Annotated in this window: 23 protein-coding genes and 1 riboswitch; of the genes, 11 read left to right on the top strand and 12 right to left on the bottom strand. The window is 36.2% G+C overall.

Features of this window, described 5'->3' with window-relative positions:
* Positions 1-4 precede the first annotated feature (4 nt).
* On the bottom strand, positions 5-2,059 hold the full coding sequence (locus tag MHH85_RS18055) for an ABC transporter permease (protein ID WP_340707956.1): 2,055 nt from the start codon (positions 2,057-2,059) through the stop codon (positions 5-7).
* Positions 2,049-2,831 (bottom strand): ABC transporter ATP-binding protein, encoded by a 783-nt coding sequence (locus MHH85_RS18050; RefSeq protein ID WP_340707955.1) that lies wholly within the window; start codon positions 2,829-2,831, stop codon positions 2,049-2,051. Before MHH85_RS18050 ends, MHH85_RS18055 begins: the two co-directional genes overlap by 11 nt.
* 362 nt (positions 2,832-3,193) lie before the next feature.
* On the opposite strand from MHH85_RS18050, the gene MHH85_RS18045 reads away from it, so the two are divergent.
* The 4 genes from MHH85_RS18045 (at position 3,194) to MHH85_RS18030 (ending at position 5,097) form a co-directional block, all read left to right on the top strand.
* Complete coding sequence (locus tag MHH85_RS18045; RefSeq protein ID WP_340707954.1) at positions 3,194-3,796, top strand: nucleotidyltransferase domain-containing protein; 603 nt, start codon at positions 3,194-3,196, stop codon at positions 3,794-3,796.
* 139 nt (positions 3,797-3,935) lie between these two features.
* On the top strand, positions 3,936-4,454 hold the full coding sequence (locus tag MHH85_RS18040; RefSeq protein ID WP_038183409.1) for a GNAT family N-acetyltransferase: 519 nt from the start codon (positions 3,936-3,938) through the stop codon (positions 4,452-4,454).
* 71 nt (positions 4,455-4,525) lie between these two features.
* On the top strand, positions 4,526-4,729 hold the full coding sequence (locus MHH85_RS18035) for a hypothetical protein (RefSeq protein ID WP_340707953.1): 204 nt from the start codon (positions 4,526-4,528) through the stop codon (positions 4,727-4,729).
* 140 nt (positions 4,730-4,869) lie between these two features.
* Positions 4,870-5,097 carry a hypothetical protein gene (locus MHH85_RS18030; protein WP_053419245.1) on the top strand — a complete coding sequence of 76 codons (228 nt, stop codon included), beginning with the start codon at positions 4,870-4,872 and terminating at the stop codon, positions 5,095-5,097.
* Positions 5,098-5,197: 100 nt separating this feature from the next.
* Here the strand turns inward: MHH85_RS18030 and MHH85_RS18025 are convergent, their stop codons facing one another.
* From MHH85_RS18025 to MHH85_RS18015, 3 genes are read right to left on the bottom strand one after another with little or no spacing between them, the layout of a single operon-like run.
* Entirely contained in the window at positions 5,198-6,169 is a 972-nt protein-coding gene (locus tag MHH85_RS18025) for a DMT family transporter (RefSeq protein ID WP_193738208.1), read from the bottom strand.
* A gap of 25 nt (positions 6,170-6,194) precedes the next feature.
* Positions 6,195-7,421, bottom strand: a complete 1,227-nt coding sequence (pepT, locus tag MHH85_RS18020) for a peptidase T (RefSeq protein WP_340707952.1) — start codon at positions 7,419-7,421, stop codon at positions 6,195-6,197.
* Positions 7,422-7,456: 35 nt separating this feature from the next.
* Entirely contained in the window at positions 7,457-8,107 is a 651-nt protein-coding gene (locus MHH85_RS18015; protein ID WP_340707951.1) for a lysoplasmalogenase, read from the bottom strand.
* A 123-nt stretch (positions 8,108-8,230) separates the two neighbouring features.
* Here MHH85_RS18015 and MHH85_RS18010 point away from each other — a divergent pair, with 123 nt between their 5' ends.
* Positions 8,231-9,916 (top strand): hypothetical protein, encoded by a 1,686-nt coding sequence (locus MHH85_RS18010; RefSeq protein ID WP_340707950.1) that lies wholly within the window; start codon positions 8,231-8,233, stop codon positions 9,914-9,916.
* A 163-nt stretch (positions 9,917-10,079) separates the two neighbouring features.
* On the opposite strand, the gene nfsA is transcribed toward MHH85_RS18010, so the two are convergent.
* Entirely contained in the window at positions 10,080-10,811 is a 732-nt protein-coding gene (nfsA, locus tag MHH85_RS18005; RefSeq protein WP_340707949.1) for an oxygen-insensitive NADPH nitroreductase, read from the bottom strand.
* Positions 10,812-11,010: 199 nt separating this feature from the next.
* Positions 11,011-11,124, top strand: a riboswitch (SAM riboswitch).
* A gap of 115 nt (positions 11,125-11,239) precedes the next feature.
* Between nfsA and MHH85_RS18000 the strand changes: the two genes are divergently transcribed.
* Both MHH85_RS18000 and MHH85_RS17995 read left to right on the top strand, forming a co-directional pair.
* Complete coding sequence (locus MHH85_RS18000) at positions 11,240-12,535, top strand: O-acetylhomoserine aminocarboxypropyltransferase/cysteine synthase family protein (RefSeq protein ID WP_340708198.1); 1,296 nt, start codon at positions 11,240-11,242, stop codon at positions 12,533-12,535.
* 555 nt (positions 12,536-13,090) lie between these two features.
* Positions 13,091-14,074, top strand: a complete 984-nt coding sequence (locus MHH85_RS17995) for a homoserine dehydrogenase (RefSeq protein ID WP_193738214.1) — start codon at positions 13,091-13,093, stop codon at positions 14,072-14,074.
* 132 nt (positions 14,075-14,206) lie between these two features.
* Here the strand turns inward: MHH85_RS17995 and MHH85_RS17990 are convergent, their stop codons facing one another.
* On the bottom strand, positions 14,207-14,437 hold the full coding sequence (locus MHH85_RS17990; RefSeq protein WP_053418039.1) for a hypothetical protein: 231 nt from the start codon (positions 14,435-14,437) through the stop codon (positions 14,207-14,209).
* 113 nt (positions 14,438-14,550) lie between these two features.
* Here MHH85_RS17990 and MHH85_RS17985 point away from each other — a divergent pair, with 113 nt between their 5' ends.
* The 4 genes from MHH85_RS17985 (at position 14,551) to MHH85_RS17970 (ending at position 19,244) form a co-directional block, all read left to right on the top strand.
* A complete protein-coding gene (locus MHH85_RS17985) occupies positions 14,551-15,429 on the top strand; it encodes an EamA family transporter (RefSeq protein ID WP_340708197.1) in 879 nt (292 codons plus the stop codon).
* A gap of 734 nt (positions 15,430-16,163) precedes the next feature.
* A complete protein-coding gene (locus MHH85_RS17980; RefSeq protein ID WP_193738215.1) occupies positions 16,164-16,856 on the top strand; it encodes a response regulator transcription factor in 693 nt (230 codons plus the stop codon).
* Entirely contained in the window at positions 16,834-17,007 is a 174-nt protein-coding gene (locus MHH85_RS17975; protein WP_155981161.1) for a hypothetical protein, read from the top strand. The genes MHH85_RS17980 and MHH85_RS17975 overlap by 23 nt, the downstream gene beginning before the upstream one ends.
* A 2-nt stretch (positions 17,008-17,009) precedes the next feature.
* Entirely contained in the window at positions 17,010-19,244 is a 2,235-nt protein-coding gene (locus MHH85_RS17970; RefSeq protein WP_340707948.1) for a histidine kinase dimerization/phospho-acceptor domain-containing protein, read from the top strand.
* A gap of 43 nt (positions 19,245-19,287) precedes the next feature.
* On the opposite strand, the gene MHH85_RS17965 is transcribed toward MHH85_RS17970, so the two are convergent.
* The 5 genes from MHH85_RS17965 to MHH85_RS17945 form a co-directional block, all read right to left on the bottom strand.
* Positions 19,288-20,583, bottom strand: coding sequence for a helix-turn-helix transcriptional regulator (locus tag MHH85_RS17965; protein ID WP_340707947.1), 1,296 nt, complete (start codon positions 20,581-20,583; stop codon positions 19,288-19,290).
* Between the two features lie 233 nt (positions 20,584-20,816).
* Positions 20,817-21,446, bottom strand: a complete 630-nt coding sequence (locus MHH85_RS17960; protein ID WP_193738218.1) for a response regulator — start codon at positions 21,444-21,446, stop codon at positions 20,817-20,819.
* Positions 21,421-22,479, bottom strand: a complete 1,059-nt coding sequence (locus tag MHH85_RS17955; RefSeq protein WP_340707946.1) for a sensor histidine kinase — start codon at positions 22,477-22,479, stop codon at positions 21,421-21,423. Before MHH85_RS17955 ends, MHH85_RS17960 begins: the two co-directional genes overlap by 26 nt.
* Complete coding sequence (liaF, locus tag MHH85_RS17950; protein ID WP_340707945.1) at positions 22,476-23,177, bottom strand: cell wall-active antibiotics response protein LiaF; 702 nt, start codon at positions 23,175-23,177, stop codon at positions 22,476-22,478. The genes MHH85_RS17955 and liaF overlap by 4 nt, the downstream gene beginning before the upstream one ends.
* Before the next feature lie 111 nt (positions 23,178-23,288).
* On the bottom strand, positions 23,289-23,951 hold the full coding sequence (locus MHH85_RS17945; protein ID WP_340707944.1) for a PspA/IM30 family protein: 663 nt from the start codon (positions 23,949-23,951) through the stop codon (positions 23,289-23,291).
* Between the last annotated feature and the right edge of the window lie 6 nt (positions 23,952-23,957).

Here is a 23,957-nt window from a genome sequence, read left to right as displayed (position 1 = left end):
ACCTCTACTCAATTTCTTTTAACTTTCGAATTTCTACATCACTTTTTCGTTGTATCATTCGAATATAGCCAACTTCAATTAAAATAAATAATAGCACCACTAAACCAATGACGATACCATTTTTAAGACTGAAAACAGTTGTAGGCATGGCAGTTAATAAAGACCAAATGCCAAAAATTCCACTAACAAATGCAACCGAAATAGCTAAGATGAAGTATAGCCAAATTTGCTTGCGTGCTGATATACAAATTGATTCCACATCTGCACCGAGCATCGCTAACGTTTGATAGCGACTATGCGTACTTCTTTGCTGCATTAAAAAGTTTAAGCCTAGCACCGTATTGGCGATAATTAAAAACATCACACCTAAATAAAACGTTGTATAACTGCCTGCTACCGTGTAAAATAGCTGTCTGCCCATACTTCTAAGATAGCTCTCATACTGCAAGTCTGTCGAATTAAGCACCTGATCGACTTCAAGCATCGCCTGCATAAGCCCTTTTTCTTCAATGAATTCGTCTTTTAACGTCATATTCCAAAGCCAAGTTTCATCAGCGACAAAATATTGCTCGAATAATGAATCCGGCACAATTAATGAATACATTAACGTAATGGCTCTATCCGCCACAATCTGATCCGAATATAACGTCGGCAATAATGTGTATTCATTTTCAGCTATTTCTACAGTCGGACACTTTTTCAATATATCTTTTAATATATCATAACTAGCGCCTGTATCGTCACTTGTATACATGGCCACCTCATTATCAGCTAACTGAATCGGCTTCTTTCCAGCTGCCTCAAGCATCGCATTATAGCTCGATAATGAAATAAAATACGGCGTATTTTGCAGCGATAAATTGTTTAATAAGATCTCTTTTGGCTCTGAATCATTTTGACTCGATACGGTTTCTATTAAGCCCATCCATGCAAAATGATAATTTAATACTGGCTCATCTTCAGGTGGGTAGAAATTATTTAACGCCATCCCATAATAACTATCAACGTAAGGTGCTAGCTCATCGGATTTAATCAAAGGCTTAATTTCATCTTCATTACCATTAAACGTATAATCAACCGTTCGATTAGATACAGCGCTATTCGTTAACGCTGTCGACGTACCAAACGCGAAGCAAACCATCGCCATTAAAATTAGTAATGATGATATCGCTAGTGAACTCCATTGATGCAATACATTTTCCTGTAGCTGTCTCGCCGTAAACATCGACAAACCTGTTGAAGAGCTGCCTTTTCGCTTCACATAAACACCAATCAAACTTCCTAAGCCACGGAATAAAATAAATGTCCCACACACACCAACAAGCAAAATCAGCGCAAATACGCGATAATCAAAATTTCGTAAATATAAAATTGACATGCCGTAAGCGATGCATAAAAAAACCGTCCCGAATAATAAAGCCACTCCAGACAGTAAGCTCACGGCGCCCCATTTAGTCGTCATTGTACTTTGCGATTTTTCCTTTTCCTCATGAAGTAATTCAATTGGCTCTTTGCGGCTCATCGTAAAGCTTAAAATAAGCATTGCTAGTAGTTGCACAAGAAAGAAGCCACATATCGTCAAGCTAATGCCTGTCCATGAAATACGGAATGCATGGCCTATAATCCCCATGCCAACTAAACGTGATGTCGTTAAATTAATAAGCTCTGTTAAAAACAATGAAATCGGCAGACCAATACACAGGGCCACAATGCCATTCCAAATCGTTTCACCCATGATCATGAGAAACAGCTTACTTTGCTTCATCCCCATCATTAAGTACAAGCCAAACTCATGACTGCGTTGCTGCAGCTGGTAGCGATTCGCAAAATACACGAGGAAAAACACGAACACTAATGAAACTGCATAAAGCACTGGAATTAATAACAACAATCGCTCTACCGCATCACTTTCAATCGTCTTCAAATACAGCATCACATCTTGCTCACCTAACGACAAGATCACATAAAACGCCACAATTGATACGATGAGCGATGCGAAATACACACCGTTTTCCTTCCGCGTTTTGCGACTATTGTGTTTCACAAAGTCAAAGAACATTACTACTACCTCCAGCAAGCTGCGCCATCACCATAACGATTCGCGCATAAAACGCCTCCTGCGATTCGCCCGGTACATTTCTACGCAGTTCATGGAAAATGATACCGTCCTGGATAAACAAAATTCTTGAGCAATAGCTAGCCGCATTCGCATCATGGGTCACCATTAAAATAGTAGACTCCTGTTGTTGATTATGTTCAGATAGCTTCTTCATTAAAATCTTGGCGTTTTTCGTATCTAACGCACCAGTCGGCTCATCCGCTAACACAATGCAAGGATTTGAAATAAGCGCTCTCGCTGCTGCAACCCGTTGCTTTTGACCGCCAGACAATTGTGACGGAAATTTATTCAACAGTTCTTCTATACCAAATAGTTTCGATAATTGCAGCAAAGCTTGTTCCTGCTCCTTTAAATTAATCCCATGAATCGCTAACGGCAGCATGATATTTTCCTTCGCCGTTAGATTATCAATTAGTTCAAATTGCTGAAATAAATACCCTATTTGATCGCCTCTATATGCAGCCAGTTGGGATCCTTTGAAGGACGAAATATTTTGCCCGTCTAGCAATATTTTTCCTGATGTAGGCTTCATCATTGTGGCGATTACATTTAGTAGCGTAGTCTTACCTGAACCACTAGCACCCATAATGCCAAGAAACTCGCCTGGTAAAACATCAAAAGTTACGCCTTTTAATGCCATTGTTTTATTTTGTCCCTCACCAAAAACTTTACGTACTTCCTTCACTTCAAGTAATTTATTCGAAGCATTCATCTATTTAGCCTCCCGTTTTTATTCATAGGAATACCTTACTACAAAAAATCGGAAAATTATTCTTACAGTTGTTGTAAGATTCGAAAGAACTCTATATTTACTTATAACTTTAGGCGACTTAAAGGAGAGAATGCTTTATAGACAGGGCTAGAAAAGGAGAATCATGTACTTACCGATTACATCTACAATAAAAATCATCGCGCCTCTATAGATTAATTAGAGGTGAGATGATTTTTATTGGATATTTATGTTAATATCACTATAAAGATTGTGAAGCGATGTACTTAAACTAACGGGGCAGGGTTAGTACAATAAGGGGAATATTAAAGTGATACTAAAAAATAATTGAGGAGTCAAAAAACTTGAGAACAGATATAGATAATTGGTCACCATTATCCGTTATTGAAATTAAAGAAGTGTTCGCTCATATTCCATCTATGTGGGGCATTGCGGGAGGATGGGCATTGGATTTACATTTAGGTAAAAAGAGTAGAGAACACAGTGATATAGATGTAGTTATTTTTCGAGAAGAGCAACAAGTTGTGTACCAATCTCTAAAGGTAGATTGGATTTTATACAAAGCAGAGGCTGGCAAACTCAAACCTTGGAAAGATGGAGAGTATTTAGAGTCAACAAATGATATATGGGTTAGTAAAAATGAGGATTCACCCTGGACATTTCAAATTATGCTTATTGACAGTGAAAATAATGATTGGATATATAGAAGAGAAAAGTCTATTAAAAAAGGAAAGAACGAAATATTCCAATGGACAAATAATGGTACACCTTATATAAAACCAGAAGTCCAGCTTCTTTATAAGGCTGGCTCAAAACAAGTGAGGGAAAAGGATTTTAAGGACTTTCGAACTATCCTCCCATTGCTATTACCAAAAGAAAAGGAATGGCTTAAACTATCTTTAAAAAAACAATTCCCAGAAGGACATAGTTGGATTGGCTTCCTTTAAATGATTCATAGGATTAATTTACCTTCTTAAAGTAAAGGGTGCTTTACTTTAAGGAGGTGTAGAGCCATTTTCTTATTGAACTAACGGGGCAGTTTAGTTGAAGAAGAAATCTATTAAAATTGAATGGTGGTTTGTATAAATGAATATATTTATTGAAAAATTACATATGACAGACGCAGAAGATTTGTTTAATTTTGAACTTGAAAACAGAATTTATTTCGAGGAAATGGTTCCGACGCGTGGAGATGAATACTATAACCCTGAGACTTTTAAAAAAAGACATGAAACTTTACTTGAAGAACAAGTTAAAGGAGGTTCATATTTCTATTTAATTAAAGATAAAGATAGCTCAATTCTAGGAAGAATAAATTTAGTGGATATTGATGAATCTGATAAAATCGGTTACCTCGGTTATAGGGTGGGGAAAGCACATACTGGTAAAGGAATTGCTAATAAAGCATTGAAAATATTAGTAGAAACAGTAACTAACGAAGACGTAAAACAGATCAAAGCCAAAACAACAACTAATAACATAGCATCCCAAAGAATTTTAGAGAAAAATGGATTTGAGAGAATAGGTACTAGTAGTGAAGAATTCGAAATGAATGGTCAGAGGTTAAGTTTCGTTTATTATGCTTTGAATATTTCGTCTTATTGAACTAATGGGGTGCGTTTGTTCAGTAAGAGCAACCGCTATTGTGCTAACAACCAGGATTGGGGAAGAAAACTTTGGAAGAAAAAAAACAATCGAAACTAGATAAATGGAGAACGAAATATGGTTCATTAGCTGTTGCTTTGGGATGTTTATATTCTTTGATAGTTACTTGGGGAGAAGGTTGGTTTTTTACAGCAATAATGATTTTAGGGGTCTTCATATGTGGTTCTTTTGCAATTTTTGATTTAAAAAATAGTACATACAATCGGATTGGTTAAAAAGGTACAAGAATAATACCATCTGTATTATTTGTCAAAGTTCCACTCTTCAACTAACGGGTGCTTTACTTCAAGAAGGAGTGGAGTCTATTTCTTATTGAACTAACGCAACAGGTTCATTAATTTTATGGAGGTTTTTTATGAAAATAAAAGAAGTAGATAGCAAAGTCATAATAGATGACTTTGAATTTTATGGTCAAATTGAACAAGAGAAATATTGTTCTAAATGCAAGTTTAATTTAGTTTATTATGATGATTTTGATACGTATTTTTGTCCTAAATGTAATAGTTGGATTGAATCTAAATGTAGTGATCCTAATTGCAAATATTGCCCTAATAGACCAGAAAAACCTTTATCTCACAAGTAGTATTATTCAACTAACGGGTGCTTTAGTTTAATAAAAAGGAAAGAGCGTTACATATTAGTCATACAAAATATGTAACGCTCTTTTATTTATTTGTCTTTTTTTAATTTGGATCTTGATAACCGAAAACAGTGGACGTTTGTTTTTTTTTCATCAACATTGTGTAATAGCTATGTAAGAACATTCCAATGATGATAACAGCTAAGCCGAATAGGGCGAGTGGCTCCGGTAAAGGAATACCTAAGATAATCATCTCTCCTGCAATAACGAATAGAATTTCGGTCGATTGTGTTGCTTCAACGGCTGCAAGTTTTCCTTGGTTATTACGGACGCGATCTGTTGCGATAAAGAATAGGATAGTTGCAATAACACCTGAGCTAATCCCAACAAGAAGTGAATTAATTACTTGGCTAGCAGAAGGCAACCCGACTGTTATCAGAGCAATAATAGCTAATATAATCCAAGCAGGGAGCGAAGCGATGGTCATGCCAAGAACCCTTTGGAAGGTATCTAAGTTACCATCGCACACATCCATCATTTTACGGTTGCCGAGTGGATAAGCAAACGCTGCTACAATAACGGGTAAGATGCCTAGCATTAAGCTTTCAATAGAAACTGTTTTAGCACTAGGGATTTGAATTAATATAATCCCAACTAAAATAATGCACGATATAAGCAAAGACACGATAGGAATCTTTTGTCGTATTGTTTTCTCACCAAGTCGTATGAAGAATAGAGGTGCTAATAATACTCCTGCAACAATTGTAAATTGCCATGTACCCGATACGAGCCAACCCGGTCCATAAGCAGCCGCGAATGTTAACGGTGCATAAAATAGGACGAACCCAACAAAGCTCCATAATAGCCAAGCTTTAGGTTGTTTTTTCATTTCCTTTGTCAGTGATTGTAGGCCTTTACGGTACATCACAATAACTAGTAAAAAAGGGATCATGAAAAAGTAACGTAATGATGAGCTCCATAACCAGCTACCGCCATCTAACTCCATTACTCGATTTAATATAAAAGTTACAGCAAAAAATAATGATGCTAAAACTCCTAAAGCAATTTCCTTCAAAATATCACCTACCTATAAATACGCTTTATGCTCGTTGCTCAAATAATTGGACAATTTCAATGATAACTTCAGTAGCTTTAACCATTGTCTCAGCAGAAACATACTCGAATCGTCCATGCATATTTTCGCCGCCAGCGAAGATATTCGGAGTAGGCATTCCCATATACGATAGTTGGGAACCATCTGTACCACCACGAACTGGCAAAATTAAAGGTTTGATATCTAGATTTTCCATTGCCGTGAAGGCTACATCAACAATATCTTTTTGTGGTTCAATTTTTTCAGCCATATTATAGTATTGATCTGCTATTTCAACAGTAATGGCATCTTCACCGAATTCAGCTTTAATTTTAGCTTCAGCTTCTTTAAATAATTGTTTTCTTGATTCAAATTCTTCTCGGTCAAAGTATCGAATAATATAAGAAAGTCTTGCTTCTTCGATGTGGGCGTTAAAGTTCATTAGGTGAATAAATCCTTCATGACCAGCTGTTTTTTCAGGTACTTCATCTGCAGGCATATAAGATTGGAATTTAATTGCCATTGTAATAGCATTGACCATTTTATCTTTAGCAGATCCTGGGTGTACACTCACGCCGAAAGTTTTTACTTTTACTCCAGCTGCGTTGAAGCTTTCGTATTGTAATTCACCTAAAGGACCACCATCCATTGTATAAGCGAAATCAGCATTAAATGCTTCAACATCAAATTTATGTGGTCCACGTCCGATTTCTTCATCAGGTGTGAAGGCAACTCGGATTTTACCATGTTTAATATCAGGATTAGCAATTAAATATTCCATAGCTGTCATGATTTCGGCAACACCCGCCTTATCATCAGCACCAAGTAATGTATTACCATCCGTCGTGATCAATGTTTGACCTACATAATTAGCAAGTTCAGGTGAATTCTTTGGTGATAGAATTGTGTTTTCATTTAATTGAATATCTCCACCATCGTAATTGTCGTGGCGCTGTGGTTTAACATTTGTACCAGTATAATCAGTAGTAGTATCAACGTGTGCTAGGAAACCGATTGTTGGTAATTGTTTATCTGAATTAGCTGGAAGTGTAGCAAATAGGTATCCATTTTCATCAAGAGAGATTTCTGTCATACCGATTTCGGCTAATTCTTTCTCAAGTACATGTAGTAGATCCCATTGTTTCTCAGTTGAAGGAGTTGTTTCGCTTTCAGCGTCAGATTGTGTGTCAATTTGTGCATAACGTACTAGTCTTTCAATCACTGTTTCTTTCATATTGGAATATCCCCCTTATTGTAAAAGCATTGTCACTATTCTAACACTTTCTTTCGGATGACGGAATAATAAGAAATACTAATAGCAAATAATAGCTGAGCACCATAATAGCTCACCATAATAAGTGCATGAGAAAAAGGTACATCAGTAATGAACATATTAATCGATAATATTGAATCAGAGAAAATAAATGATAGTGCTCCAAATGTAGCAAGCTTCGTGTTTGTCTGAATAGCTGTCCACCCCATTGTTAAAATAACGGCGATGTATGCAACAACTGCAACGGCTAAAATATGATCTCCGGTTTTAAAGACAGTACCAGCAATCCAAATGATCATGAATCCACCATAAAGTAATAAAAGGATAGCTGCAGGCTTAGCAATCACTTTTTCTTTAAGTTGTACAAATGCAACGATGTAGCAAATATGACCGATTAAAAAACTAGTTAAACCAAATAAAAACCATTGGAGTGTTGCGTCACCAATCATACAAAAGAGTAAACCAAGTAGTAACCAATTTTTATAACTTGTATTAGGCGGTGCTTTTTGAAGTGAAGCTAACCAAATAATGAGAAGCATAGGAATTACTTTAAAGCTAAGTTTTATATTGGCGGGTTCTGCAGGTATAAAGAAAATATAAATGATGCCTAATAAAATAATTAAGCTAATGAGAATTTTTTGTTTCATATTCTCACCTCCTTCATTAAAGAGTATTCTTGCTTAAAATAAATAAAACCTTTCTATTATTAAATATAACTGAAACTTTCTGAAGATTGTATCGTAAAATAGATATGTGAAAGGATGATCAAAATGATTGCTACATTAATAATGTCGGCGATAGTTGCAGCGGTAGCTGGACTATTAATCGTACCGATAACAAGTAAAACAAAAGATGGAGATTTAAAAGCTAAATTCAAGGTCCAATTCTTTATCTTAGTGTTCATAGTTGCATTTATAGCTACAGCAACAATTTATTATGTTCTTATAATTGATCAAAATTGGACACTTTTATGGCCAGTAATGATTGTTTTAACAGCGCTTGGAGCTTGGTCTGCAAGTGGAATGGAACGTAATTTAAAAGGTGTTCTGTTTTTAGGAAGCTTAGGTTTGGGTGTATATATTTTGGCAGCGCCATTATTTAATGCGAACGAAAAATACACATCCGCTGAAATGACACAAAAGGTGGAACTGAAAGCATTCGATGAAACAAAAACGCCTGCAAGCGTACCTCCAAAATTTGCTCGAAATAAAATGAAAAAAGCATTTAGCCAAGTACCAAATACAAGCTACTATGAGTTAGGCAGTTTGCAAATTCAAAAGGTAAACGGTGAATTTGTGTATATTGCGCCTGTTGAATTCTCAAGCTTCTTTAAATGGACAAAGGGGAAAGTAACTCCAGGTTATTTTAAAATGAGTGCTACAGATTCTTCAGATAATCCAAAATTCATCAAATCAGAAATGAAATATACAACCTCTTCTTTTTTAAATAATAATGTTGAGCGTCATATTCGTTTAGAAAATCCGACGAAAATCTTCTACGGTGAGCCACAACTTGAAGTAGATGATAATGGTAAACCATATTACATTCGTTCATATGGGAAATTCATCTCAGCGCGTAATGGCTTTGATGCAGAAGGTATTGTCATGGTCGAAGCTAAAACAGGTAAGTCTCAGACATTTGCTTTAAAAGATGTTCCAGAGTTTATCGATGGTGCCGTTTCACCAGAAGCAGTTAGCCTACAGAATAGCTATTTCGGTAACTATGTTCACGGTTTCTGGAATAGTAAATTTGGTAAAAAAGATGTGAAATTACCTTCAGATGAAGGAACGGAAGCTAATGTTAGCCCGATATTTGATGAAAATGGTGATATGTATTACTTCACTGATTTTACAAGTCCTAAAGAAGGTGTCGATTCAATGCTCGGTTATTCATTAACAAATGGCCGCACTGGAGAGGCAACGTATTACACGGGAAACCAAGAGGAAGCGTACATGGATTCTCAAGGTGCATTACAAATAATTGAGAAGAAATTTATCGAGAAAAAATGGCATGGTCAAATGCCAATTATCTACAACTTCTATGGTGAAGCAAGCTGGTTAACACCAGTGCTCGATTCAAACGGTTTCTTACAAAATTATTTCATTGTCTCAGCTGCTAATCCTGAGCTTTCAGTTTCAGGAGCTACTCCAAATGAGGCATTAAGACAATATAAAGCTATCCTAAGTCGTGGTGGTAGTTCAGTAAACGGTAGCTCTAAGCAAGAGGAAGCTACTATTAAAGGGAAAATTGTCCGCGTTTATAAAGAGAAAAGTGGCGACTTCACAACAGTGTCGTTTATGTTAGATAACAAAGATAACTATAGTGTGAACTCAGAAGTTGTACCACTAGCAATTTATCTACAAGAAGGTGACACAGTCGAAGTGAAATATATCAACTCAGGCGAAGTCTTCCTACCTGTAAAAGAGCTAGTAATCGAAGGTTTAGTCAAAGAATAAAATGAAATGCCTGCCTGTCACTAAACAGTGGCAGGTTTTTTAGTGGAAATATGAATAGTGATCTAACGAAGTGAAAGAGATGAGGCGTAGAAAAAATTATAATAGGTTGAACTCATAAAAAAGGCTCTAAAATTAGGTATCCCTAATTTCAGAGCTCGATATATCACTTCCAATTAAATCCTTTTTGTGCTAAAAATTCGTTAATATGTGGTCGACGCTGTTCTATTAAGAAATCCGCCATTTGTTTTGTCCAGTTGGCCATTTTACGATTAGACCCGCGGCTTGCATAGTAGTCTTCCATTGTTGCATCATACTCATCTAATAATGTGTCATATTGTTCTAAATTATAATTGTTTTCATGTAGTACAGCTTGAACTGGTAAACGAGGTTTTGTTTCATTACGCTTCGTAGGTACACCAATCGTCATAGCAAACAATGGGAATACGTATTCAGGAAGACCAAATAATTCACTAATTTCTTTTGGATTATTACGCGCTCCACCAATATAACAAATACCATAACCTTGGTCTTCAGCAGCAATTACGAAGTTTTGAGCGAAAAGAGCAACATCTGCTACACCCACAAGTACGTTCTCCGCAGAATCAGCAATAATTTTAACACCATTTTTTTGTCCAGCAACTTGCAGTCGTTTAAAATCTACACAAAATAGAAATGAAGCACCCGCTGTTCCAAATTGGAATTCGTTATTCGAAAGTTCTCCAAGTTTTTTCTTTTTATCTTCATCTGTTACCCAAATGACGCTATAAGCTTGTACGAAATGCGAGCTCGCTGCCATTTGTGCTGTTTCAATTAAATCGACAACTACTTCTTTAGAAATAGGTTCGCCTGTATATTTACGTACAGAAGCGTGACTGCGTAGTAATTCTCTTGCCATTATCCGAAACCCCTTTGCCAAATAATATATATTTACTTTCTATCTTTAGGCTAACATATTTTAAAGTCTACTTAAAATAAATTCATCTATCTAAAAGTTGTATCTATTAAATTTAATGTTCAGAAAAAACAAATAAAAGTATTGACATTAGTTCGATTTATCTTCTATACTTGTCAACAAGATGGAACTGAATCAAATACTCTTATCAAGAGCGGCGGAGGGATAGGCCCTGCGATGCCCAGCAACCGGTGAGTGACGAACTCACAATGGTGCTAATTCCTACAGATTTTTAATCGGATCTGACAGATAAGGGGAGGAAAAATTGCTTATGCAACCCTCTTCTTAGCGAAGGGGGTTTTTATTTTTCCATAAAATCCTCCTCACACCTCCGATTTGCCATCTCAAAAAACATTTAGGGGGAATGAATGATGACAAATTTACGTCCTGAAACTTTATTATTACACGGTGGCCAAGTGGCAGATCCAACAACAGGTGCACGTGCTGTACCAATTTATCGTACAACTGCTTACGCTTTTAATAGTACGGAGCATGCTCAAAAACTATTTGCACTTGAAGAACCCGGTAATATTTATTCTCGTATTATGAACCCAACTGTCGATGTATTCGAAAAACGCGTTGCTTTATTAGAAGGAGGAACAGCAGCAGTAGCATTATCTTCAGGAATGGCTGCTATTTCATTTTCAATTTTAAATATTGCGCGTGCTGGCGATCATATCGTTGCTTCAGGTAGTTTATATGGCGGTACATATAATTTGTTAGCCAATACTTTGCCTCGCTATGGCATTACAACTTCCTTTGTAGATGAAAGGGATCCAGAAAATTTCCGTACAGCGATTCAAGAAAATACAAAAGCGATTTATGTGGAAACAATCGGTAATCCAAGTTTAACTGTAGTGGATATTGAAGCTTTGGCAAATATCGCACATGAAAATGAGATTCCATTAATTGTTGATAATACATTCCCATCACCATATGGTTCAAATCCAATAGAGTTCGGTGCTGACATTGTAGTGCACTCTGCAACAAAATGGATTGGTGGACACGGTACAGTAATCGGTGGTGTCGCTGTCGATGCTGGTAAGTTTGATTGGACACAGGGAAAATTCCCTGACTATACAGAGCCAGACGCATCTTACCATGGTATTCGATACGGTGTTGATGCTGCTAGTGCTGCATTTGCAACTCGTTTACGCGTTCAATTGCTACGTGATTTTGGTCCAACATTAAGTCCTGACAATGCATTCCAGTTAATTCAAGGTCTTGAAACATTACATTTACGTGTACCACGACATAATGAGAATGCACAAAAAGTAGCTGAATACCTACGTAGTCATGAAAATGTTGAGTGGGTTAGCTTCAATGGCTTTGAAGATAGTGCAACACATGAAAATGCAAAAAAATATTTAAAAAATGGCTTCGGCTCAGTATTAACATTTGGTATTAAAGGTGGTCGTGAAGCTGGTCGCCAATTAATTGATAACATTGAGTTATTCTCGCATGTAGCAAATGTGGGTGATGCACGTTCGTTAATTATCCACCCGGCATCTACAACACACCAACAGTTAAGTGCAGAAGAATTAGTTTTAGCGGGTGTATCTGAAGAGCTTGTACGTTTATCAATTGGTTTAGAAGCAATTGAGGATATTATTGAAGCACTAGATAATGCTTTTGCAAAAGTGGCTGAAGCAGTCGTAGCTAAATAAGTATTTATATATAGAAAAGATCAAGACAAGGGATGACGAGGGGCATTATGTCGTCCTTTTTTCTTTTTAAATCGTTATTTTTAAACTATAAAAATTATGTAGCAAAATTTAAAATACAGTTAAAGTATCGTTAGTATCAGCTTTAGTGACCTTCTAGAAAAAACAATTGTCCTCTCCGGAAAGATTTTTCTTGTAATTTGTTCATTTATAGTCTAAAATCATCAATAAGTAAAAAAATTGAAGCACAGTGTATTAGTAATTGATGAAATTGCTAAACGCTATTTGAAAACTATTCGTAAGGGGATTATGGGGAAGATACGCTGTAAAGGGGTTCAATACAGTTGTACAGCAACATAATTAGTAAATAGCGATATGTCTTTTTCTCTGAATTAATTCGAAGTCAACATCATATGGTATTATGCTGAAAAACAGACAGAATTGGAACTACAAAATGAGTTTTAACATCTGACTTTTATGTCATTAATACTAGATGGAGTTTAAATACAATTTGGAGATTTAGTGTAAGATTGCAATATTATTTTTGGAGGCGATCATATGGCAGCAGTAAAGGTAGCAATTCTAGGATTTGGTACTGTAGGGCAAGGCATTTATCATATCATTAATGAAAAGCGTGAACAGTTTAAGGAAACATTAGGAGTAGATATTGAAATTGCTAAAATTTTAGTGCGTGACGTGACTAAACCACGATCAAATGCACCACAAGATTTAATAACAGATAACTTTGAAGAGATTTTAGCTATTCCAGATTTACAAGTTGTATTTGAAGCAATTGTTGGTGAAGAACCAGCATTTAAATATTCAGCACTTGCAATCGAAAATGGTTGTAACGTAATTACAGCTAATAAAGTAATGTTCTCTAAACATGGTTTAGTTTTACAAGAAAAAGCGAAGCAATATGGCGTACAAGTGGGCTACGAAGCAACAACTGCTGGTGGTGTTCCTGTCATTAAAACAATGCAAAATATCTTACGTGTAAATGATGTACACCACATCCAAGGAATCTTGAATGGAACATCAAACTACATCCTTACTCAAATGCGTAGTGAAGGGCTAGCATTTGATGATGTATTAAAAGATGCACAAAATCTTGGTTATGCTGAGGCAGATCCATATAACGATATTTCTGGTCAAGATGCATTCCGAAAACTGATGATTCTTAGTGCGTTAGCATTTGGTAAACAACCAAGATGGGAAGATGTTGATGTAATTGGTATTACTGAAATCACTTCTGAGCAAGTAGAAGAAGCTTCAGCTAAAGGTTTACGTTACCGTCATGTAGCAGATGTGCAGTTAGGTGAAGACGGAGAATTAATTGCCAAAGTAGGGCCTGAGTTAGTCGGACCAGAACATCCTCTTTATTCAATCGAAGGCGTTAATAATGCTGTTGCTCTTGATACAAACTACATCGGTACTCTAACACTTGTAGGACCAGGAGCAGGAATGTTCCCAACTGCAAGTGTAATGGTTGAAGATTATGCAGATATGCTAGCTAAACAAACAACACCTGTTACAATCTAATTATGAATCGGAGCTGCAATCAGTTGCTAGCTTCTACATATGATAAACACCAGTGGCTATTGTAAAAGGCCATTGGTGTTTTAATTTTCTCTCTATACAATCCAAATTAAAAAGACAGCTCATGGCTGTCTTTTAGTCTTCATCTTTAATATCAATATCTTCTGGAATGGGCGTGTTCTTCCAAATTTCAATTTCTTCTTTGATACGTTCAAGTTGTTCATGGTAACGCTCAAATTGATCACTGCTGATTAAAAATTGTTCGCCATCGTGAACGGCATGAATGCGACCTTCTAGGATGTAACGCATCACTTGTTGCTCTGGCATTGAGATATCTTTCGCTGTATCTGCGACGGTTTTGTACATAATTCAATGCCTCCTTTTGCCTTCATTATAATAGAAGAAACTGTTTGCCTCAACTTTCAGAATTTATGGTATATTTATGAAAAGGTACATAAGGAGTGAGCTGTTAGGTGAGTATTTTACCGTATGCTTTTGTATTACTGGCAGCTGTTTTATGGGGAACAGTTGGTACTACGCAGACATTTTTAACAGATGGTATTAATCCTCTTACTGTTGCCATGATGCGATCAGCAATTGGTGGAGGCACTTTACTGTTCATAGCTATTTTAATGAGAAAGATAAAATTTCGCCATTGGGCTTGGAAGTATACATTTTTTGCGGCATTATCGATGGCCCTGTTCCAACCATTATTTTTTTCATCAGTACGTTTGACAGGCGTAGCAATTGGAACAGTCGTAACGATTGGGAGTTCGCCCGTATTTGCAGGTTTAATTGATTGGCTTTATTTCAAAAATAAACCGACACGCACATGGGGAGTAGCCACATTTCTTGCAATAGTCGGTTGTGTATTATTGTTTGTTAATAAAGGAGAGGCAACTGTCAATCCGATTGGTATTGCCATGGCTCTATGTGCAGGAACAGCTTTTGCAATCTATACACATGTGAGCAAAGCATTAATGGAAAAAGAAGAAGCATTGCCAGCAGTGGCGATGACATTCTCGATCAGTGCGTTATTATTATGTCCAATCTCATTAGTGTATGGAATTGAATGGGTCGGGCAAAGTGCAAACTGGTTACCATTAGTATTCATGGGCGTTTTCGGTACGAGTATCGCGTATTTGTTATTTTTAACGGGCTTGCAAAAAATATCTTCATCTTCAGCAGTGACACTATCACTTGGAGAACCGTTAACAGCTGCTATACTCGGTGTATTTCTAGTAGGTGAGTACCTAAGTGTAACGGCATGGATTGGTGTTGCGATGCTACTGGGAGGTATTTTAGTTATTACATTTGGCGGTCGTGTTAAGAAGGTTAATAAAATTTTAGCTACTTAGTAAAGGCTAAGTAGCTTTTTTGTGGAGAAAATGAAGTATAGATATGGGCTGTATGAGCTATTTTCGGTATTATGGAAGTTGATTAGGACGTGAATATTCTGCTAAATAACAAAGGGCGGAGTTAGCGCAACAAACAATCGAGTTAATGCAACAAACAGCTGAGTTAGCGCAACAAACAATCGAGATAGTACAACAAACAACTGAGTTAGTGCAACAAACAAGTGTTTATCAAGATATGCAGTGCGTGTCGGAGGCCAACAGGATGTTGGTCAGGTTGCCGTTGCCACAGGACGTGGCGAACTTAGGCTATCTTCCTTTATACGGGCCGCTTCAGCATTAAAGTAAGATATCCAGCTTCAGGCGCTAGACTCTCGAGGTCACTTTCACCTTCTCGGTCGAAAACTGAAAAGATGTTTTCGATTCGAAGGTTGCAGTGCTTGTCGAGTCTAGACGAGCGCCTTCAGCATTAAAGTAAGATATCCAGCTTCAGGCGCTAGCTGCTCAGGTCGTTTCAGTCGGGCGCTCAAAGTCAAAAAGCGACTTTGGCTTCCGCCTTCCAACGACCTCGCAGCTGAACGAGCGCCTTCAGCATTTAATATAAACCTTAAGAATTTCTTCATTTTTGTGATAAGGTGGTCTTAAGATTTGATGTGTATTATAAATGTTATAGAAATACGAGATTATTGAATGAGTAAAATATATATTTGAATTTATTGAGGGATGAGGTGCGAGAGATGCCAGAATATACGGTACTTGTGACGGATGATGACCAGGACATTCGTGATGGGATTGAGATTTATTTGAAAAATGAGGGATATAACGTATTAAAGGCAGCAGACGGGCTTGAGGCGTTGGAGATACTTTCAGAAAATGAAGTACATTTAATCATTTTAGATATTATGATGCCTAAGATGGACGGGATTACGGCAACATTTAAAATTCGTGAGGAGCGCAACATTCCTATAATAATGTTGAGTGCGAAGGCGGAGGATTCGGATAAAATACACGGTTTGTCCGTAGGAGCAGATGATTATGTGACGAAGCCATTTCATCCGATGGAGCTTGTGGCGCGTGTGAAATCGCAAATGCGCCGTTATGTGAAACTTGGAACGTATAATGAGCAACAATCGAAAATTGCTGTGCAAGGATTAGTGCTGGATCAGGAATCCAAAGAAGTAACGCTTGATGGAGAGTCAGTGAAACTAACACCGATTGAGTTTAAGATAACTGAACTATTGATGGCGAATGCTGGTCGTGTATTTTCGATTCAGGAAATTTACGAGCGTGTTTGGAACGAGCCTGCATACAATGCGGAAAACATAGTGGCCGTGCATATTCGGAAGATAAGAGAAAAAATAGAAGTGGATCCAAAAAATCCGCGTTTTTTAAAGGTGGTGTGGGGCATTGGCTACAAAATCGAGAAATAATAATGCGTTTTTATGGTCAATCCTTGCAATATTTATAGCAGTCATTAGCTTGACGTATTGCTTATCATTTATTTTAGATTTAGTAGATTTAAGCTTTGCAAGAACGACTAGAACATTTGCTCAGCTAACAAGATGGATGGGAGGGGAGTAGTAATGAAAAACAATTCTAGAAGGCTTGTTAGTCTGTTTCTACTAACAATTGTTGCGTTCAGTGTTTACTCATTAGTTCAGAAGGGTCAGGAGTATATAGGAAAGGATTATTTTGATTCTGAAACTTTCCAATCTAAGTTATATGAGTTTACAAACAATATCGGACCTCTTTTGTTAAACCCTATTGATGCTGATGAGGCGAAAAAGGCAGTTACTGTGACAGATAATGAAATCGAGGAACATCGCACAAGATATGGTAGTTTAAGTGAACAAATTGAGAATATTAATAGCCAATACGAAGACCGTATTGCTGCAGCAATCGATTCTAAGTCAACAAAAGTGAAAGCAGCTTTAATTAAAGAACGCGATGCTAAAATAGATGATATTACGAAAAATTTTGAAGACGATGTGTATATTAAAGCTAAAATTATTGATAGTAAGAAAAGAGCTATAGATGATTACGTGGCAAATGTAAGTAGTGAAAAAAGGAATTTATTGAATAACTATCGCTTTTTTGCTTTTAAATTTACTGATGTGGATACACAGAAAACAACTACATTAGGTGATGTAGATAGTCCTGCTGCATTTAGTATTAAATTTGGAAAAGGAAAAGAATTGCTTAAGTCGAATAGTATTAATAGCAATTATTCAAATTATGATGGAAATCCTTGGTATGATGATTCGGATATTGTATCGACAAGGCTAGAGCCAAGTGATATAGACCAAGCACTTATTGATAAAACGTACCAGTATGAAGGGCTAATCACAATTCCAAAGAATGCACTACAATATGCAGAATTTGCTACAGACTATAAAGCATTTAAAGCAAACCAAATTTGGTACTCTATTATTTGGGGGTTAGGTTTAGTAAGTTTAGTACTATTATTGGCAACTTGGAAATCAAATAAGAAAGCCATTCTAGAGAATAATAATGCAGCTCACTGGATTCGTAAATGGTCGATTGATGTACGAATAATAAGTCTACTTGTTACGGTATGGGCTCTGTTTATCGGTTTGATGTTGGTAGAAGATCAAATTGAATATAGTTTTTATCGTATTAGCGTATATCAGTTACTCAGATTTGTCTTTGCTTTTGTAATTTTATATTTAATTATTTGGATATTCCTTGCACAGTTAGTATCTGTTTTAGAAGATCTAAATAGCGAAGAGAAACTTATGAAAGCATATCAGAATAGTTTAGCAAGAAAAACTTTTGAGAAGTTACAGGATTTATTTTTAAATCGTAGCATCGGTTTCCAATCAGTTATCCTACTAGGGATTATTTTCTTAGGGGGAGTAGGTCTTGCTGGAGCCTTAGTGGCGTGGCACCTATTCCTCATATACATCCCGCTGTTTCTATTCATCCTACTACCAGCGACGCTTCTATTCTTAACACGAATGAGCTATTTAAATCGTATTATGAAAGAAACAGAGCAAATGGCTGCGGGTCGCTTGAGCAATGAAATTAAAATACAAGGTAAGTCAGCACTTGCTTCACATGCCAAAAATTTGAATGATTTACGTGATGGTGTTCGCACGTCGATTTCTGAGCAGGCAAAAAGTGAGCGTCTAAAAACAGAACTAATTACTAATGTTAGTCATGATTTGCGTACACCATTAACATCGATTATTACGTACACTGATTTATTAAAAAAACCAAATGTCACAGAAGAAGAACGCGATTCATATATTGCGATTTTAGATAAAAAATCACAGCGGTTAAAAACGCTTATCGAAGATTTATTTGAAGTTTCGAAAATGGCTTCAGGCAATATAGAGCTTCATAAACAACGGGTCGATTTAAATCAGTTGCTACAACAAGCTCTTGCAGAACATGCAGAGGATATAACAAAATCTGCTTTAGATTTCCGTGTGAATACACCAGATGGGCCGTTATTTGCATATGTTGATGGTCAAAAGTGGTGGAGGGTACTGGATAATTTAATCGTTAACACATTGAAATATGCATTGGAAGGTACACGTGTTTATGTGACACTTCGTCAGCACAATGGTGAAGCAGAATTTGTTGTAAAAAATGTAACTAAATATGAGATTGGTGAAAATGTTGAGGAATTATATGAACGCTTCAAGCGAGCAGATGCTTCTCGTCATACAGATGGATCTGGTCTTGGCTTAGCTATCGCACAATCGATTGTTGATTTACACGGAGCTCGTATGAAAATTGAAGTAGACGGAGATTTGTTCAAAGTAACAGTAAATGTAGTATCCGTTTATTAATAAGAAAACCCAGATTGCTATGGCGCAATTTGGGTTTTTACTGTTATGTGAGGTCTTCCCACTTATTAATATACTTTAATTGATACATAGCTTCAGTTGACCTTTGGAAGTAGGAAGCGGCTTTTTTATATTCATGGTGGTCATAAAGTAAATTGCCTAAAAGAATCGCGTATTTTTGAACGTTTTTAATGTCATTGATTTGTTGGAAATGGTCGATGGCATTAGCGATTAGCTTTTCGTCAAAGGGAATTAACTGATGTTTCATTTTGAAAATTTCAAAGTGATACAAATAGGTTGTTGTAGTGTCGGTTAATTCATTTTCCTTAATAAGGTCTAGCCCTTTTTCGCACCATTTTCGTACATAATCTTCTTGATTTAATTTAGAGTATTCTTTAATGATTGAATGGATAGTTATGAGAATACTAAGAGGCTCTGTTTTAGCATTATAACTTTTCTTGTAAAAAGTAATAGCTTTTTTTGCATGCCCTTGGAGAGCAAAGATAAAGCCCATGTTCTGCGACAGTAAACTTTCAAATTGATGAAGCTGATGCTGATGACAGAAGAGCGAAGTATCTTCTAAAATTTGCTCTGCACTAGCGTAGTGCCCATTTTGAATGTATGTTGCTGCAATTAAAGTTTTACAATCAACTGAGCGGGCGAAGTAACCTAGTGATTCGTAAATAGCACTAGACTTCTTTGCATAATTAAGTGCGTTTAAATTTTGGTTTAAGGAATAATAATTTAAAGCTAATATATAATAATAATCGGCTCTTTCCCAATCTTCTAATTGAATATTAGGTAATAAATTTATAGATGATTCTAAATAGGAAAGCGCTTTTATATAATTGCTTTTTCTAAAATGATAGATATTAGCATTGACGTTATAAATAAAACTTTGACGTTCATCTAAATTTTCTTCCATAGCATAAAAGGCTGTTAAAAAGTGTTCTATTTCATCAAGAGGTTGCTTAGAGACTAAAAAAAGTCTGAACAAATACAGATTATAATAGTAAAAGTTTTTTGGTTCATCAAACCTAATTTCAAAGTTCATATAATGGTTAACTTTGTCCTTAGCAGCTTGCTCATTACGAGTTAGTACAATAGATTTATAATTTTCGTAAAGATTATCCATAATCTGCTCTTCGTTTTCTTGTGAAAAATAATTTAGATTAATTTTTAAACGCGCAATTAAGTCGTTCAGTACTTCGGGAGAGGGAGATTTGTTGCCATTTTCAATTTTACTTAAATAAGATGTAGAACAAATATCTTCAGCAAGTACTTTTTGTTTCATGTTTTGTTTTATACGTTCGGATTTAATAATTCGCCCAATATTTTGCATATATATACCTTCCATAAATTATACTATTTTGGATATTACACTATTAAAATAATTTTAGAATCGGTAAAAAGAGTGATTTTGTGTGACGAAAATTATAATTTGTATAGACTATATTCATAGAAGTAGGAAAATTTAGATAATTCTTTAGAAAATGTGGTATTAAAACATCATATTATTACTTGTTATCACAAAATAGGGGATTTATTGAAATGGGTTATTGTTTCCAACATCACTTACTTCACTAAATGATGTTGGAACGCGTATACGACTGCTTGAGTACGATCTTGTACTTCAAGTTTAGCTAATATATTACTGACATGTGTTTTAACTGTTTTTAAGGCAATGAAAAGTTCGTTAGCAATATCTTGATTGGCCTTTCCTTGAGCAATTAAAAGGAGGATTTCTCTCTCTCGTTCAGTTAAATCTTCATGAAGAGGACGGTCGGTTTGACGTAACCGCTTCATCATTTTACTCGTTACTTCAGGCTCTAAAACAGGGGTACCATTTGCAGTTTGGCGAATAGCATCAGCGATTTGCTTAGCATTAGTTGTTTTGAGCAAGTAGCTAATAGCGCCAGCTTCTAAAGCTGGGTAAACTTTATCGTCATCTAAGAAGCTTGTCACTATCATGATTTTGGCTTGTGGCCACTCTTTAATAATTGCAGCGGTGGCTTCTGCACCTGTCATAATGGGCATTACCATATCCATTAAAATAATATCAGGGCGATATTCTAACGATAGGTCAAACGCTTCTTGACCATTAGTAGCTTCTGCAACTACCTCCATATCAGGTTGTGCTTGAAGATAAGCTGATACACCGATCCGTACCATTTCATGGTCATCCGCTAATAATATTCGAATCATCTGGTTCATGCTCCTTCTCTACTGGAATCTTTACTTCTATAACTGTTCCTTGATTTGGAACAGAAACAATTTTACAAGTACCACCTATTTCGATAGCACGCTCTTCAATGTTTTTTAAACCATAGGAGCCTGCTTTTTCATCATATTCTTGGAAGCCAACCCCATTATCTTGTACACGGAAAATAGCAAGATTATCACGTTCTACCAGTAAGATGTCAACTTCAGTTGCTTTTGCATGGCGTAAAGTGTTGGATAAGGTTTCTTGTGCAATCCGAAATAAATGGTCTTCTGCACCTTTTTGCAAAGAGACTTCTTCTAAACGATGATGTATGTTAAAGAAAACTTTTTGCTTTAATTCAAATAATAAATCTTCAAGACCTTGAGCCAGCGATTTGTTGTGCAGGGCAGCAGGTCGCAAATGTAATAGCAAAGCACGCATTTCAAGTTGAGCTTGTTGTACAATTGTCTCTGTTTGTTTTAATGGTTTTGTGAAATGTAATGGTAAATCTTCAGGTGCTGTTTCATTGACCGTTGATAATAACATAGAGGCTGCAAATAATTGTTGAGATACGGAATCATGCAATTCGCGAGCAAGGCGCTGTCTTTCTTGAATGATTCGCTCTTGAATTATTTTATCCTCAGCCTCAGCTCGTTCATTTGTAATTCGTTGAAGACTTTTCCGTTGAGTAATGATTAAGTCTTCAACAGACTCAATAGATTTACGAACATTTTTAGATAAATATTTTGTTGATACTGGTGTATTTTTATCCGTTTGTATTAAGGATTGTAGTACATCTGCTAATTCTTTTTCTTTATTTTGCGTTAATGAAATAGACCAAATAGCAATACTAATACTGAAAATAGCTAGTAATGTTGCAACCCACAAACCAAGTGGTAGTTCTAAATAATATAGCTTCCATAGAGGGGACCAAGTATCTAATTCTGGTAGCCCCCATAAAATGAAGAAAACGAATACAACAATCGCAATTTCGATAAGGAAAATGGATAGAAATCTTGGAATAAGAGATTTCATTTACGAATCACCTCAACATCCCCCAGTAAAGTTGATACGGTAATAATCAGCTCAACAGTATGTTCAATTTCTGGATTATAGCCATCCTTCATCGAAATAGTTTTATTCCACAAACGTGGCATTTTGTTGCCAAAAAGCTGAACATCACCAACTAGAGTATTAAAATGAATTCGTACTGGAACTTCATAGGGTACAGCAATTCTCACTTTTCCAAAGCCTTGGCGAACTGATATAAGGGAAGTGCCTTTCGGTAAAAGTGTTTGTGTTGTATCAATTGTTAAATCACCAACAATCCCTTGTACATGAATATCTTGCCATTCATAGGCATTTGTAGGAGTCCTTTGAAAAGAGAATGCTTTATTTTGAATAATCGATTGGGCGCCGATTTGATTGTGATTAAATTGCTCTGTTAGTGATATAGAGACTGGAGCACCTTTTTTTAGTTGCCATAAAATATATAAAAGTGTTGCTACAACTAGAATGCGTAAACTCCACATTGAAAATAATGAAATGATACTGATGGTAGCACCCATCCAAAATAACCATTTTCGGCGTTTACTAATGCTCATATAAATCATTACGATGCCAAGAAGGGCGAAAATAATACTGCCATTACCGAAAAACGTCACTTCGGTAAAGACTAGCAATAACGAGATGACAAGTAACATCGTCAGTTTATTTGTTGTAATTTGATTCATATTGTTCCTCCTTCTTCGCATCATGATGTTTATTTAATAGAAAAACTCAAAGGAGAAGGGCATCTGCCTTTCTCCTTTTTAGTATAACTGGCCTTCCAAAGAAGTCTAGTATTAGCTTAATTTTTCTTCGATAATTGTAATCGATTGAGGAGCATTTTTTTCTAACATTGCTAGACGTTGCTCCATAGATGAAATTTCATGATCTTGATCAATTTTTTGCCCTAAACGCTCAATATAAGCTTCCATAGATTCGAAAGTTTCTAAGCGTTTACCGACTTGCCCGTTTGTTTCTGGGTTCAAAACACGATCCATCTGATTATGGGCACGTGTGACATTTTCTTTCCCCATTAATTGAAGCTGGCGGACTTTCATATCTTTAATTTTATGTTTCATTTCTTCGTATTTGCGTTCCAAGCCAAATAATTCTTCAGTTGCTTTGTTAATGCTGTCTTTTAATACAATTTGTCGGTTTGTATAAGCAGTCATTTCTTGTTCTGCAAAGCCGATTAAATCTTCTTCGCCACTTAGCTTAGCAAGTTCAGCTTGCTTTTGGCGCTTATTGAACATTTCGATTGCTACTGCTAGCTCGTTTTCAAGTTCTTTTTTTAGAGATGCTTGGCGTTCTAACCATTTACCAGTCTGCTCTGTTTGCTTTTCTGCTTCACGGATATACTGATTTAGCATAGCAATTGGGTTTTTAGCTTCCTTTTTATCAAATACTGAATGTAAGTCGGCCTCAAGTGTATATTTTAAACGTTGTAGTAAGTTTGCCATTTTTAA

Origin of the sequence: Viridibacillus sp. FSL E2-0187, from assembly GCF_038006425.1 — a bacterium.
Taxonomy (GTDB): Bacteria; Bacillota; Bacilli; order Bacillales_A; family Planococcaceae; genus Viridibacillus; species Viridibacillus arvi.
Note: the sequence above shows the minus strand (reverse complement) of the source record. Positions and strands in the feature narration are given on the sequence as shown.